The 13547-nt window shown below is 48.4% G+C and carries 9 protein-coding genes; 1 reads left to right on the top strand and 8 read right to left on the bottom strand.

From position 1 onward, the window contains the following. The first annotated feature begins 118 nt into the window (after positions 1-118). Complete coding sequence (locus D328_RS0122475; RefSeq protein WP_018887306.1) at positions 119-1300, top strand: MFS transporter; 1182 nt, start codon at positions 119-121, stop codon at positions 1298-1300. 120 nt (positions 1301-1420) lie between these two features. Here the strand turns inward: D328_RS0122475 and D328_RS0122470 are convergent, their stop codons facing one another. From D328_RS0122470 to isdC, 8 genes are all read right to left on the bottom strand, one after another. After that, on the bottom strand, positions 1421-3049 hold the full coding sequence (locus tag D328_RS0122470) for an ABC-F family ATP-binding cassette domain-containing protein (protein ID WP_025677916.1): 1629 nt from the start codon (positions 3047-3049) through the stop codon (positions 1421-1423). A gap of 694 nt (positions 3050-3743) precedes the next feature. Then, positions 3744-4565, bottom strand: a complete 822-nt coding sequence (gene srtB, locus D328_RS0122460; RefSeq protein WP_026281336.1) for a class B sortase — start codon at positions 4563-4565, stop codon at positions 3744-3746. Positions 4566-4581: 16 nt separating this feature from the next. Next, positions 4582-5376 (bottom strand): ABC transporter ATP-binding protein, encoded by a 795-nt coding sequence (locus D328_RS0122455; protein WP_018887302.1) that lies wholly within the window; start codon positions 5374-5376, stop codon positions 4582-4584. Beyond that, a complete protein-coding gene (locus tag D328_RS0122450; RefSeq protein ID WP_018887301.1) occupies positions 5366-6352 on the bottom strand; it encodes a FecCD family ABC transporter permease in 987 nt (328 codons plus the stop codon). Before D328_RS0122450 ends, D328_RS0122455 begins: the two co-directional genes overlap by 11 nt. Positions 6353-6530: 178 nt before the next feature. Further along, the gene (gene isdE / locus D328_RS0122445; protein WP_018887300.1) at positions 6531-7445 is read right to left on the bottom strand and encodes a heme ABC transporter substrate-binding protein IsdE; all 915 of its coding nucleotides are present in this window, start codon (positions 7443-7445) and stop codon (positions 6531-6533) included. Positions 7446-7667: 222 nt separating this feature from the next. After that, positions 7668-11837, bottom strand: coding sequence for an NEAT domain-containing protein (locus tag D328_RS0122440; RefSeq protein ID WP_018887299.1), 4170 nt, complete (start codon positions 11835-11837; stop codon positions 7668-7670). 155 nt (positions 11838-11992) lie between these two features. Next, positions 11993-12463: an NEAT domain-containing protein gene (locus tag D328_RS0122435; protein WP_018887298.1), complete on the bottom strand. Its 471-nt coding sequence runs from the start codon at positions 12461-12463 to the stop codon at positions 11993-11995. Positions 12464-12520: 57 nt separating this feature from the next. Further along, positions 12521-13366 carry a heme uptake protein IsdC gene (gene isdC, locus D328_RS30855; RefSeq protein ID WP_018887297.1) on the bottom strand — a complete coding sequence of 282 codons (846 nt, stop codon included), beginning with the start codon at positions 13364-13366 and terminating at the stop codon, positions 12521-12523. Between the last annotated feature and the right edge of the window lie 181 nt (positions 13367-13547).

The raw sequence follows: 13547 nt of genomic DNA, 5'->3' as shown, positions 1-13547 counted from the left end.
TTTACTCATCTCCTTCATTAAAAACATGAATTTCCCTCATGATAACATGTCAGCTAAAATGAACACAATCGTTGTAGCAGGCTACATAGCAGCAATTTCTACAAAAGGAGTGAAGTCATTGAATCGTCTAGCTGTATATCTATTAGCGATAGGAGCCTTTATCACAGGCACAGCAGAATTTGTCGTATCGGGGATCCTTGAGCTGATTGCAAGCGACTTACAAATCTCTATTGCGGCCGCGGGACAACTCATTACAATTTACTCTATCTCTTATGCCGTTGGCGCCCTTGTGCTTGTCATGGTAACAGCACGCTATGAGCGCAAAAAGGTACTTGTCTACTCCCTTATAGCATTTATTGCAGGGAGCATCCTTGCATTCCTCAGCATGAACTTTGCAGTACTGATGCTGTCCCGTATTGTCATGGCAGCAAGTGGCGGATTATATACGGTTGTAGCTACAAGCTATGCAGCGCGTCTCGCTCCCAAACAACAACAAGGTAGAGCGATCGCCACTGTCATTACTGGCTTCTCCATCTCACTGGTGCTTGGAGTACCATTCGGAACACTGATGTCCGTCTATATGGATTGGCGCTACATCTATCTATTCCTTGCCATCGCTGCACTTGTCAACGCAGCTCTTCTTCAGCAGTACATTTCAAGGCTTGAAGGGTCAATAGCGCTCACATGGCAGGAGCAATGGCTTCTCTTGAGAGATTCACGCATGCTTACCGGGCTACTTACAACGGTGTTCTGGATATTAGGATACACTATGGTATTCGCATATATCGCTCCCCTCTTAAGTAGTCTGATGGACTTTTCACTGGAAATGATAAGCTCCTCCCTGCTCGTCCTCGGAATAGCGGCTCTGATCGGCTCACGCTTGGGAGGCTATGCAGTTGACCGCTGGGGACCCGCACGTACAATCATCATTAGTCTGACATTACATGCTGCGGCGCTGTTCTTGCTTAAATCTACATTCGCGGCTGTCTCCACACCCATAATTTTCGTGATTCTTTTGCTATGGGGAGCAGCTACATGGACTACGACACCAGCGAATCAATACTATCTCATTACGCTCCAGCCCCGGTCCTCCGAGATCATACTTAGCCTGAACACTGCATTAATGAATATGGGTATGGCACTAGGTGCTGCAAGTGGCGGGATCGTGATTGAATATGCAGGTATTGAGCAGATTAGTGGATTTGCAGGAAGTATTATATTACTGGCTATCCTTACTTCTGCATGCTCATTTAAGCTGAACGCACACGCAGAAAAGGGCAACAGCCATTCCATCAACTAAGCACAGGAGGAGATTGATCGGTAATATATTGCACAACTACGGTAAGATAGATCAAAAAAAGACCTCAAGTCTACTCGTAGGAGTAACTTGAGGTCTTAAGCTTACTATTCAGATCACTAATTAGTTAGCCTCTACTGGATACATCCGTTCACGCAGCTGCTTGACTTCATCGCTCTCCAGGTACTCATCGTACGTCATAACACGGTCGATGACCCCGTTCGGTGTAATCTCCACAATGCGGTTCGCAATTGTCTGAATGAACTGATGGTCATGCGAAGTGAATAACAGTGTACCATCGAAATCAATCAAGCCGTTATTGAGCGCAGTAATGGATTCCAGATCCAAGTGGTTCGTAGGCTCTTCCATGATGAGCACGTTAGCGCCGTTAAGCATCATTTTTGCCAGCATACAACGCACCTTCTCGCCACCAGACAATACACTCGCCTTCTTCAGCGCTTCCTCGCCGGAGAACAGCATACGTCCCAGGAAGCCACGCAGGAAGGTCTCATCTTGATCCTTGGAATATTGACGCAGCCACTCCACGAGGTTCAGTTGGACTTCGTCAAAGTATTGGGAGTTGTCCTTCGGGAAATAAGCCTGACTGGTCGTCACACCCCAGGTGTACTCACCAGCGTCTGCTTCCTTCTCACCCATCAGAACTTCGAAGAGCGTCGTCTTCGGCAAGCCATTAGGTCCGACGAAAGCAATCTTATCACCTTTATTCACGACAATGCTGAAATCATTCAGTACCTGCTCGCCTTCGATCGTCTTGCTCAGACGGTCTACGGTCAGCAATTGCTTGCCAGCCTCACGCTCAGGCTTGAAGTTAATGAACGGATACTTACGGTTCGATGGACGAATATCGTCCAGCGTGATCTTGTCGAGCTGCTTCTTCCGGGAAGTCGCTTGCTTCGACTTGGAGGCATTCGCCGAGAAGCGTTGGATAAAGGCTTGCAGCTCCTTGATCTTCTCTTCCTTCTTCTTGTTGGCGTCGCGAGCCAATGTCAGCGCGAGTTGACTGGATTCGTACCAGAAGTCATAGTTACCCACGTACATCTGGATTTTACCAAAATCAATATCCGCAATATGCGTACATACTTTATTCAGGAAGTGACGGTCGTGAGATACCACAATAACGGTACCTTCATAGTCCATCAGGAAATTCTCCAACCATTGGATAGATTCGAGATCCAAATGGTTCGTAGGCTCGTCAAGCAGCAGATTATTCGGACGACCGAAGAGCGCTTGTGCGAGCAGGACACGTACCTTCTCGTTACCGCTCAGCTCAGACATTTGCTTATCATGCAGATCGCGAGGAATCCCCAGACCAATCAGCAAGGCAGCGGCATCTGGCTCCGCATCCCAGCCATTCAGCTCGGCGAATTCGCCTTCCAGCTCCCCTGCACGCAGGCCATCCTCTTCCGAGAATTCAGCCTTCGCATAGAGTGCATCCTTTTCCTTCATAATGTCATATAGACGTGTATGTCCCATAATAACTGTCTCCAGCACTGGGAACTCATCATATTCATAATGGTTCTGCTTCAGCACGGCCAGGCGCTCGCCAGGTGTCATATGCACCTCGCCGGAATTCGCCTCGATCTCGCCAGAGAGAATCTTCAGAAACGTAGATTTACCAGCACCGTTGGCCCCAATCAGACCGTAACAGTTGCCAGGCGTGAATTTGATATTAACATCCTCGAAAAGTGGGCGCTTGCCATAACGGAGCGTTACGCCGCTTGTACTGATCATATGTGCATTACCGTCCTTTATACGTTTTGGCATGAAAGCCTCATACTAGCTATGTATTATAACACATCGAGGGCTTGAATTCAGCAAATTGCAACGTCTGCAACAAAAAAGACCCCTTCACGGAGTCTACAGCCTTCAATAGATCATTTCAGCCTCATGCGAATTGTCGATATTTGTACAGCTTCACTGCATAGTAGGCTGACCTTGCTACACATGATAACCCAACAATTCCTGCAGCCCAATGCTGAAACTGCATACTTTGAGAGTCAATAGGATAGGTAATTCTAGCGTAAAAAATGGTTCCTATAACTAGGAAAAACAGTGCCAGATTCATAATTAATCGAAATTTTGCCTTGGCAGGTGTGATCTCACCGAAGAAGGTATTCATAGGGTCGTTTCCCCTTTCAATGTGCCATCGTGGCCAGTCTAAGAAGTACACATCATAGGAAACATGCATCATAGGAAATATAGCTATGCTCTCTTCCAAAAATCTCGCTATACCCTATCTTATACATGAATTATGAAATATAAGGAACCTTCTCGCTCCTATTCCTACCAGTACCTGGATTATATCCAAGGTGAGTGTAGCATCGCTGCAAGCGGGGAATCTTGCCGAACTCTGTTAAGCCCCCGCTTTTCGCTAACCACGAGTTCTCCCAATCATACACAATGGAAATCATATTCGGTCAAGGTACTAGACTCCGGCTTTGGAGGTACGCGGTACAAGCTTGCCCTGCACCACCAATCTACCATAGTCGGGGTCCAGTATATAATCGCACGTAGAGAGCGTGATGATACGATCCTCAGGGGTAACCTCCACACCCGTGTTATAGATCGAACGGGCCTGCATTTCGGAGAGAAAAGCACCATATTCCTCATCTGTCGCAAAATCGGTCCGTATATAATTCACATCAGATGTGGTGGTATAGACGGCGAAAATCTCAATATCGTATCCAGCGTAGAGATCATCATAATAGAGCTTCCCATGCTCCTTGAAATACGACTCTTCCAAATAATGCTTCAGACTGCCGAACATACTTCCGTCCTTCATTCGGTGTCCGTAGATGATCGTATTTCGATCCTGTCCACCTACACGATTGCGGTAATCCATGAAGATGCTTCCCGCCCGTGTCGTCTCCTGCTTGTAATTGCGGTTCAGATAATAGGCATTGTCCTGTGCCTGCACGATCGGATAGTCAATAGGTGTCCCATCTATAGTCACCCAGCCGACAACATCCTCATTCACCGCTAGTAGCGGGTCGAATTGTGGGCGTACCTTGCCTGCTTCAGCAGAGCCAGCAGCCGTCCATCCGCTGCCTTCCCTCTCTTCAGAAGCCGCTGTCGTCATGCTGGGTTCCTGTTCCCCATGATACAGCGCCGCAGCCTCCTTCATCAGCTCACGGTTCATATAATCGTCCATCGCAATCTGAAGCAGTCGGCCACCCGAGAACAAAAAGACACCTATCCACACAACCAGCATGCAGCGATTCAGCAGCCTTTTCCGGCTTGAACCTATTCCATGCTTCGGCGCGTTATCCATGCTCGATCATTCCTTGCGCAATACCTGTCGGGATGATATGCATACCAATGTCATCCTCATGCCGAATGCTGACCTCCACCCCATATACCTCCTGCATGAGCTGCTCTGTAATGATCTCCTGTGGTACGCCAGTCCTATGGATGCGACCATCCTTCATGACGATAATGCGATCACTATAACGAATGGCTTGATTGATATCATGCAGCACCATCACGATGGTAATCGCGAACTCCTCATTAAGCCGCTTCACGAGCTCAAGAATCTCCAGCTGATAGTAGATATCCAGGTAGGTAGTAGGCTCATCCAGAAAGAGAATCGGGGTATCCTGCGCCAGTGCCATGGCAATCCATACTCGTTGTCGCTCTCCCCCAGAGAGACCGTCAATGCGCTGCTGGCGCTTCTCCAGCAGATTCGTACCCGTTAAGGCCCGTTCTACCGCCCGCTCATCTTCCTCCCGATCCGCAGATAGCCATTTACGATGCGGCATGCGCCCATATTGGACGAGCTTCTCAACCGTCAGATCAGAGGGCGCCTGATTATGTTGGTGGACTACTGCCAGCTTGCGGGCAAATTCCTTGGGCGTATAAGTGCTGATCGTCTTGCCATCCAGCACGACCTCCCCGCTACTTGGAGCATGATGCCGCGACATCACGCCGAGCAGGGTGGACTTGCCACACCCGTTGGGACCGATAATCGTCGTAATCCGACCCGTCTCTACCTCAGCCTCAATGCTATGCAGGCGATTGATTTTACGGTCATAGGAGAAGGTAACATTTTTAATTTCCATAGATGCGGTCACTCTTTCTCAACAGGAATATGAAAAATGGTCCGCCAATAACTGCCATCAGCGTGGATGCCGGAATCTCCAATGGTGCTACCAACGTCCGGCCAAGTGTATCTGCTGTCAGAATCAGCAGCGCCCCGGAGAGAGCTGAGAAAGGAATCAGCAGCTTGTGGTCCGAGCCGACTAGCAGCCGGGCAATATGCGGAATCAACAGACCGACAAAGGAAATGACGCCAGCAATCGCAGTAGCCGTACCCGCCAGCAATACGGCAACAGCGGATATGAGAAGTCTTGCTCTGGTGACACGCAGCCCCAGATTGCTGGCTGTCTTGTCTTGCAGGGAGAGCATATTGCACCAGGTTACCAGCAGGAGGGACAAAACAAGGCCAATGCCGCCATAGGTCACCATCGTCTGTACATCCATCCATGTCAGCATCGTAATGTTGGAGGTCGTCGACGGATTGATATTCGAGCCCATAATGTAGCTGCAGGCGATAATGAACGCTTCGTTCAGTCCAGTGAACATAGCATTGACTGCGATCCCGACGAGCACGATGCGAATGGGACTTAATCCTGACTTCCAGGATAAGGTATAGACCAGGAAGCAAGCAAGCGCCCCGCCTACGAAGGCCATCAGAGGCGAGTAATAATACAATTGTGGCAGTAGAAAAATGACAATCGTGGGGATAAAGTTAGCCCCCGCAGAGATCCCGATCACGCCTGCATCAGCTAGTGGATTACGCATGACCGCCTGCAGGAGCACCCCTGCTACGGCAAGCGCCGCTCCAGCGAACATCGCTACGATAATCCGTGGTAAGCGCAGATCCTTGATGACCTCGACAGTCTCATTATTCCCTGTCCACATTCCTTGAAGGAACTCCCCGAAGCTCACCTTCAGGCTGCCGGTCACTGCAGACAAAATCACCATATATCCCAGGAGAGCAATGACAATGACAAAGCTCCATACTTTTTTATTCATGAGAGAATACTTCCTTATGTTTACTTAGAATGGGTCAAGCAATGTAACTTCGACTCTACAAATCTTGGACTCTACAAATCTTGGACTCTACAAGTCTTGGACTATACAAACCCAGGACTATACAGATCTTAGCTACAAAATCCTAGACTGCAATAGATGTCCATGAATACAGCGACAATTACGGATAGAGCATCTTCTGCAGCTCATCCAATGCCTGATCAGCGGCCAGATTGGCTGTAGTTCCGAATAGACTTTCCTCCAGATCATATACCCTACCATTCTGAACAGCACTGAAATGCTTCCAGATATCATTGGTTGCGAACTCCTGGTTGAACATCTTGACGACCTCATCAGGCATACCATGCGCGGCACGCAAAATGACATCAGGATTCGCCTGCTGCAAATACTCTGTGTTGGAGGCCAAATATTCCACCTTCTCGTTCTGAACGATATTCTCTCCCCCCGCCAGCTTGACCAGATCTCCGATAAATGAATTCTCCGTAGCTACCAGATAGCTTCCTGGCACGCCTAGCAGAATGAGAACCTTCGGCTTTTCTTTTCCAGCAACCGCCTGCTCAATCTGAGCACGCTTCTCCTCATAACGGGATATCAACGCTGTAGCTTGCTCCTCGCGATCATACGTCTGTCCAAGTCTCGTAATAGTCTCTTCCATATTCCCCAGACTTTGCAGATTCAGAAAATCAGCCTTAATACCGAATTTCTCAAAGGTAGGCTGAAGATCGTATTGCAAGGTCGATACGGACAGAACCTCCGTTGGACGAAGAGATTTCACTACCTCCATATCAGGACTCATAGGGTTGCCAATCGGAGTTAGCCCATCATACCTTGCTGGCAAAGTCTTGGTGCTCGTTGGCACGCCGACCAGATCGATCTCCAGTGCGTCCATAATCTCTGTGACAGCAACGGTCGTGGATACGATTCTATGCTCCTGTGCAGATGACGATGAAGCAGTCTCCTCTGCCTGCTGGTCTACTTGCCCCGCTGTTGGAGTGCCCCCACAGCCAACCAGAACGAGTAGCAGGAGCAATACGGACAGGCCATATATTTTACTAAATCGTTGCTTGCTCAACATGAATGCTCTCCTTATGCAATAGCATTGATATATTTACTGCAGTCATCATCCTAAAGCAAATCTTGGCGAGCTATGGAAGCCCGCCAAGATTGATATACGTGATTACATCAGGTAATGTGTTGTAACTGGCTTAGTGAATGCCAAGCACTGTCTACTATTGTTATCCAACGATTACCGTTATAGAGCTATTACTGTTATCGTAATATGGGTGCTTCTTGTTACTTATTGCTGTTTTTTGCGCTGCAGACGGAAGCGAATCAGCATCGCTGCAGATCCCGCCATCAGCATGGCGTAGAGCATTACAGGAGAGTTATCACCCGTTGAAGGGTTGTCAGAGTTACGTGCTCCTGCCACTCCTGTTGCTTCTGTGCCCGTAATCGAGGCATTCCGTGTCCCTGCCTGATTCGCATCTGCATTGCGGTCAAAGGCAGGCTGTGCACCTTCTTGTCCGTTCACACCAGCTTTACCCGGTGTAGTAGCCGCAGCATTCTTATCAGTAGAGGAATTCGGCGTTCTGTCTCCGTTGGTTGAAGTATCTGTGGTGGCTGCAGAAGCACCGGACCCGGAAGTCGTTCCATTCTGTCCAGCCGTATCAGCTGTAGCTACAGGAACGCGCTTAATGCTATTCGCATCGAACGTGAGCTCCAAATCATATTCACCATCAGCCAATACGATCTCAGCTTGCTGCTCAAGTGCTTGAGCTGCTGCAGCATTCTCTGTCAGAGCAGATAGTGCACTCAGGAACAGCGGTTGCTCGAAGCTTGCAGATCCTGTTGTCACACCTGCCTGATCAGCAGCCGGAGCAGGAGTTGCAGGTGCTGCAATGTGCAGCTTCGCTTTTAGCGGTTGAACCAATGAATCTGGTGTGAACGTTACCTGACGCTGATCCTGCGTCTCGTCATTAGCGCTCACCTCTGGTGATACATAGCTGTCGCCTTGCAGCACAGTGAAGTCCTTCACAGATGAGCTACGGTTCAAAGTAACACTTGCTTGAACTTTGCCATCCTTAACTGTGAGAGATGCTCCTTCTCCGAAGTATTGATCGACACCTTCCGGACCAGACAGCTTGAAGCCAACGTTATACTGTCCTTCCTCCAGAACAGGCTCCGGAAGCGGTGCTGGTTCTACATAAGCTTTAGGCAGACCCTTTTCGATGTCGCCAATGTTGAAGGTAATTTGCAGCTTGTGCTCATTACCTGCCACGTTTACATTCATGAAGATTGGCTTCGTCAGATCGATAACTGCGAACTTGATGACACGAGCATTCTGTTTCGCATCTTCACGGACTACCGTCGGTTTTTTATAAGCCTCACCGCTATCAATCTCGATATCGGACACTGTATCACTTTGACGAATCGTCAACTGAACTTCATTTTTCTTGTTGCTTACAATCAAGCCAGCCGGGCTGATGAATCTATCCTGCACGGACGACAGACGACCAGTTGCAGTATCCTTCACCTCCAGTGGAATGGAGTATTCTCCATCCTCCAGCAGACTTACTGCTGGCACTTCACCAGAGCTCACATATGGGTCTGGTGCTCCTTCTTTGATCGTGCTTGGATAGAATACCAACAGTACATCGTAATCACCAGAATAGTTGATCTCTGGAATATCTACCTGAACCTTGGACCATATCGGCTGATTCAGATCATTGACATCAAAGGAAATGACGCGTGTATTTTGACCTGGATCAGCGCTTACTGTAGCCACTTCTTCATATTCACCAATCGTTTTGACCTGCATTCCTAGAATGTAGCTGCTCTCTTTGACCGTAATCGAGATGGTCTTGCGGTTGCCCATAATATTAAGTGTCGCCGGGCTTACCAGATACGTAGACATACGGGATTCCTTCACACCATCCGGATAGAACGCTCTGAAGTTGATGCTGTACACGCCATCCTCACTCTTAGGAGGTGCCACGCCACCACCGCCACCTGGTACAGGTGTTGGAGTGACTGGTGTCTCTGGATTACCAGGTGTTACTGGGGTTCCAGGGACATTATCCAGTGAGAATACCAGATCCACATTGTATGCTTCGTGGTACGAGATCGCAGGCCAATCAATCTGCACCCAGCCTTTTAGGCGCTCACTTGGATTAGGCACTTCAAAACGAACGGTACGTTGGTTAGCTCCCGCATCCTGGCTTACCACTTCCGTATCGGTGAGTACGCCGTTAACTGCGGTCTTGAAGCTGGTAATCTCCTTGCTTTGCTTCAATGTGAACGTTACATGGTATTTGCCATTAGCAGCAGTCAGTTGGCCACTGTTCTGGTCTACATACGTGTACATAACGGATGATTCATTCGTACCCTCTTTGAGGATATTGAATGCAATCGGATAGGTTCCATCGGCAATAACCTCTGGATCTGGGTTAGGAACAGGCTCAGGAGTTACAGGAGTATCGCCTTTGAAATAGTCCGTGAACACCAGATCCACATTGTGCACCATCAAGCCCATAGGGCCTGCGTTCACGGATACTTTTCCTTTCAGACGGCTTGTCAGATCCGTTACTTCAAAGCGAACGATCCGCGTATTCGTCGCCGTATCCTCACTTACCTTCTCTGTCTCCACAAATGTACCATTCAGCTCCGTCTGGAACGAAGTAATCATACTGCTGCTCAGCAGCTTGAAGGAGACGTACTTCTTCCCACCTACTTCGCTCAATATACCACTGCTCAGATCCACACTTCTGCTCATGGACGATGTCTCGTCCGTTCCATCTTTGAGAACATTGAACTTGATTGGAGTATCTACTCTCAGATAGTCTGTGAACACCAAATCCACATTGTGCACCATCAAGCCCATAGGGCCTGCATTTACCGATACTTTCCCCTTCAAACGGCTCGACAGATCCGTTACTTCAAAGCGAACGATCCGCGTATTCGTCGCCGCATCCTCACTTACCTTCTCTGTCTCCACGAATGCACCGTTTAGCTCCGTCTGGAACGAGGTAATCATGCTGCTGCTCAGTAGCTTGAAGGAGACGTATTTCTTCCCGTTCACTTCGCTCAGCTCGCCACTGTTCAGGTCCACACTTCTGCTCATGGATGATACATCGTTTGTGCCATCCTTCAATACATTGAACTTGATTGGAGTTGTTGGAGCTTCTGCTTGGTAGTATTCCGGGAACACCAGATCCACATTATGGACCATCAAGCCCATAGGACCTGCATTCACGGATACTTTTCCTTTCAGACGGCTCGTCAGATCCGTTACTTCAAAGCGAACGATCCGCGTATTCGTTGCCGCATCCTCACTTACCTTCTCCGTCTCCACGAATGTACCGTTCAGCTCCGTCTGGAATGAGGTAATCATGCTGCTGCTCAGCAGCTTGAGGGATACGTATTTCTTCCCGTTCACTTCACTCAGCTCACCACTGTTCAGATCCACACTTCTGCTCATGGACGATGTCTCATCCGTACCGTCTTTCAGAACGTTGAACTTGATAGGAGTTGTACTTGCAGGAGGAGTAATCACAATACCGCTTGTATCAAAAGTCAGGTCGACATTGTATTCTTCATCATAAATGAATGGGAAGCCCATAATAGCGGTCATATCCCAGTAGATTTTGACCCATCCATTCAGTCGCTCATTTACATCCGCTACTTCAAAACGAACGATGGCCCGATTGTCCTCGACGGACGTTCTTGCTGCATCTTGCAATTGTCCGTTGATCTCAGTCTTAAAGCCTGTGATCTCCTGATCTTGCGTTAATTCGAAAGAAACATACTGCTTGCCATTAATGACTTCCAGCTTGCCACTGGTTGCATCCACATATTGATACATAACAGAAGTATCATCTGTGCCATCCTTAAGAATGTTGAAGCCTAGCTTATATGTCCCGTCCGGGATCGCTGCAGAAGCTGCTGCTGCCGGAATCGTCACATCATAGGAACCCAGGTTAGCAAAGCTAAAAGAATCCCCGTTAACATTCGTTACAGAAGCCGCTTCCAGCTCTATTGTCGTATTCGCAGCCTGTGCTGCTGGTTTGGTCTTGAACACCAGTTGTACTGCATTTTGATTGACTACAGCCCCACCATCTTCGAGGGAATCCGCCGTCGATTGTACCAATACCTTGCCTGTTCCCTGCGGAGCAGTCTGTACGCTAAATCCATTCAGCAAGGATTTCGAGGTAATCAGTTCAAGCTTCTGGTCATCATAAGAAATTTGAGCTGTATGACCATATACGCTGGTGTATACACTGTCTGTAACTCCACCAAAGCCTACATTCACACGTACTTCACCATTGGAATCTGGTGCAGATCCCGTAAGACGCGCCTCTTCACCCGAGGCAGCCGAAGCTGTAGTTGCCCAGCCTGGTATTTGCAAGGAACTCAACAATAGACAGAGCGCGAAAAATACAGAGGCAGTCTGCTTGACTAATCTATTCAATGTAATGTTCTCCCCTTAATCAAATGTAGCCGCGATCTGCTCGCGTCCGCTGTTTATATTCATAATGAACCGGCCCCCAGATCCGTCGCAGCCACTAGCAGCGGCTGCAACAGCTGGAGTGCTCGTAAAAAACAAAGGTTGTTAGATTTGCTTTATTATTGGGCCGCAACAGCCAGTGTAGCTGTGTCGAATTTGATCTGCACTTCATATTGGCCACTGTAGTTGATCGCTGGTACAGACACCTCAGTGTATGCATTCAGCTTCGCGGACAGGTCTGCTACCGGGAATCCCACAACACGTGTGTTCGCTGTTGGGTTCGTGCTGATCACTTCAGCGTTCACATATTGTCCATTTTGTTCTACCTGGAATTTAGTAATCCAGCTGCTGTTCTTCAAAGTCACGTAAGCATAAGCCTGACCGTTAGTCACCTTGATTTGGGCTGGTTTCACGGTGTAAGTATCCATCATGGAAGCCGTATCTGTACCATCCTTAAGCACCTTGAATTGAACTGTATAATTGCCGTCAGCCGGGGCTGCTGCTGTTGCTGTTGTTGCTGCTGAAGCAGAACCAAGTACTGTGAACAGGGACAGGATCAAAGCCATTACGGGAAGCATCATTTTTTTCATGGATATCATTCTCCTCTTTATTGGGGTTTGGTTGGAATCCATTCGTGTTCGTCAAGCTTATTTCTTAGCCGCCAGCACCGTTCTTCCGAGGAACAGGGCAGATACAGCAAGGCCTACAAGCAGCCAGCCATAAGGAACCTCATCTCCAGTATGCGGATTATCCTCTATTGGCTGATTTACAGTGTTCGCGGCCACCGCACCGCTTTGCTGAGATTCGGCAACGGATGCTTTTCCAGCAGCTTGGCCACCTGTTGACGATGCTACCTGTGACGAGGAAGATACTACCTTGGTATCCGTTGACTGCTTGCTCTCGGTGCTTGCAGACGCTGCTGGAGCTGATCCAGAAGCAGCCTTGACGTCCTTAGATACTTTCGTATCCTTGGAAGCTGCAGTGCCGGAGGCAGAAGAAGATTTCTGTGCGGTCTGTGATGCGTTGATTTGGGTAAGGCTGTCCTGCTTGAAGTCAAAGCGAATGGTGTAATCGTGATCATAATCGACGGAAGGTACCGTCACGTGAATCTGTGATTTCAGCGGAGTCGAAAGACTCTCCACCGGGAATCGCACCACGCGAGTATCCTTGGCCGCGTTATTGCTGATTACACGCACATCGGAATAACTACTGCCACGAGCCGTCTTGAAATCTGTAATCCATTCGCTATGATTCAATTGGATCTCCATCTCAATCTTCGAGTCCTTGACGTAGATCCGGGCAGGCTTCTCAAAGTAATCGTTAGCCATGGATACCGAGTCATTCTCCGCCTTGAGAATGTTGTAATCCAACGTGTATTCTCCATTCTTCAATGCCTTGTCTGCCGCTGAAGCCTGCAATCCTGGCCCCCAAGTAAGACCTACTCCGATAATCGCTGCCCACAGGACAGGACCGAACCACTTTTTCTTGAACATTTCTTGTCTCTCCTTACCAAAGTCCACCGAGTGATAATCAAAATTTAAGTTAATAGCAATTGATTATCATTCTCAATAAATCCTGAAAAAATATTGCCCTCGACAGGCAATTTTTGCTTTTTGATGTGTATCTTTGTTGCGTCAGCATGCCTGACTTCAGTGCTGTTTACAGTTACTTAGC

It is taken from the genome of Paenibacillus massiliensis 2301065 = DSM 16942 (genome assembly GCF_000377505.1).
Lineage (GTDB): Bacteria > Bacillota > Bacilli > Paenibacillales > Paenibacillaceae > Paenibacillus > Paenibacillus massiliensis.
Note: the sequence above shows the minus strand (reverse complement) of the source record. Positions and strands in the feature narration are given on the sequence as shown.

Excerpts from the sequence above, each read along its gene's own strand:
- D328_RS0122470 (WP_025677916.1), bottom strand. The coding sequence starts at position 3,049 with ATGATCAGTACAAGCGGCGTAACGCTCCGTTATGGCAAGCGCCCACTT.
- D328_RS0122455 (WP_018887302.1), bottom strand. The coding sequence starts at position 5,376 with ATGGAAATTAAAAATGTTACCTTCTCCTATGACCGTAAAATCAATCGC.
- D328_RS0122450 (WP_018887301.1), bottom strand. The coding sequence starts at position 6,352 with ATGAATAAAAAAGTATGGAGCTTTGTCATTGTCATTGCTCTCCTGGGA.
- isdE (WP_018887300.1), bottom strand. The coding sequence starts at position 7,445 with ATGTTGAGCAAGCAACGATTTAGTAAAATATATGGCCTGTCCGTATTG.
- D328_RS0122435 (WP_018887298.1), bottom strand. The coding sequence starts at position 12,463 with ATGAAAAAAATGATGCTTCCCGTAATGGCTTTGATCCTGTCCCTGTTC.
- isdC (WP_018887297.1), bottom strand. The coding sequence starts at position 13,366 with ATGTTCAAGAAAAAGTGGTTCGGTCCTGTCCTGTGGGCAGCGATTATC.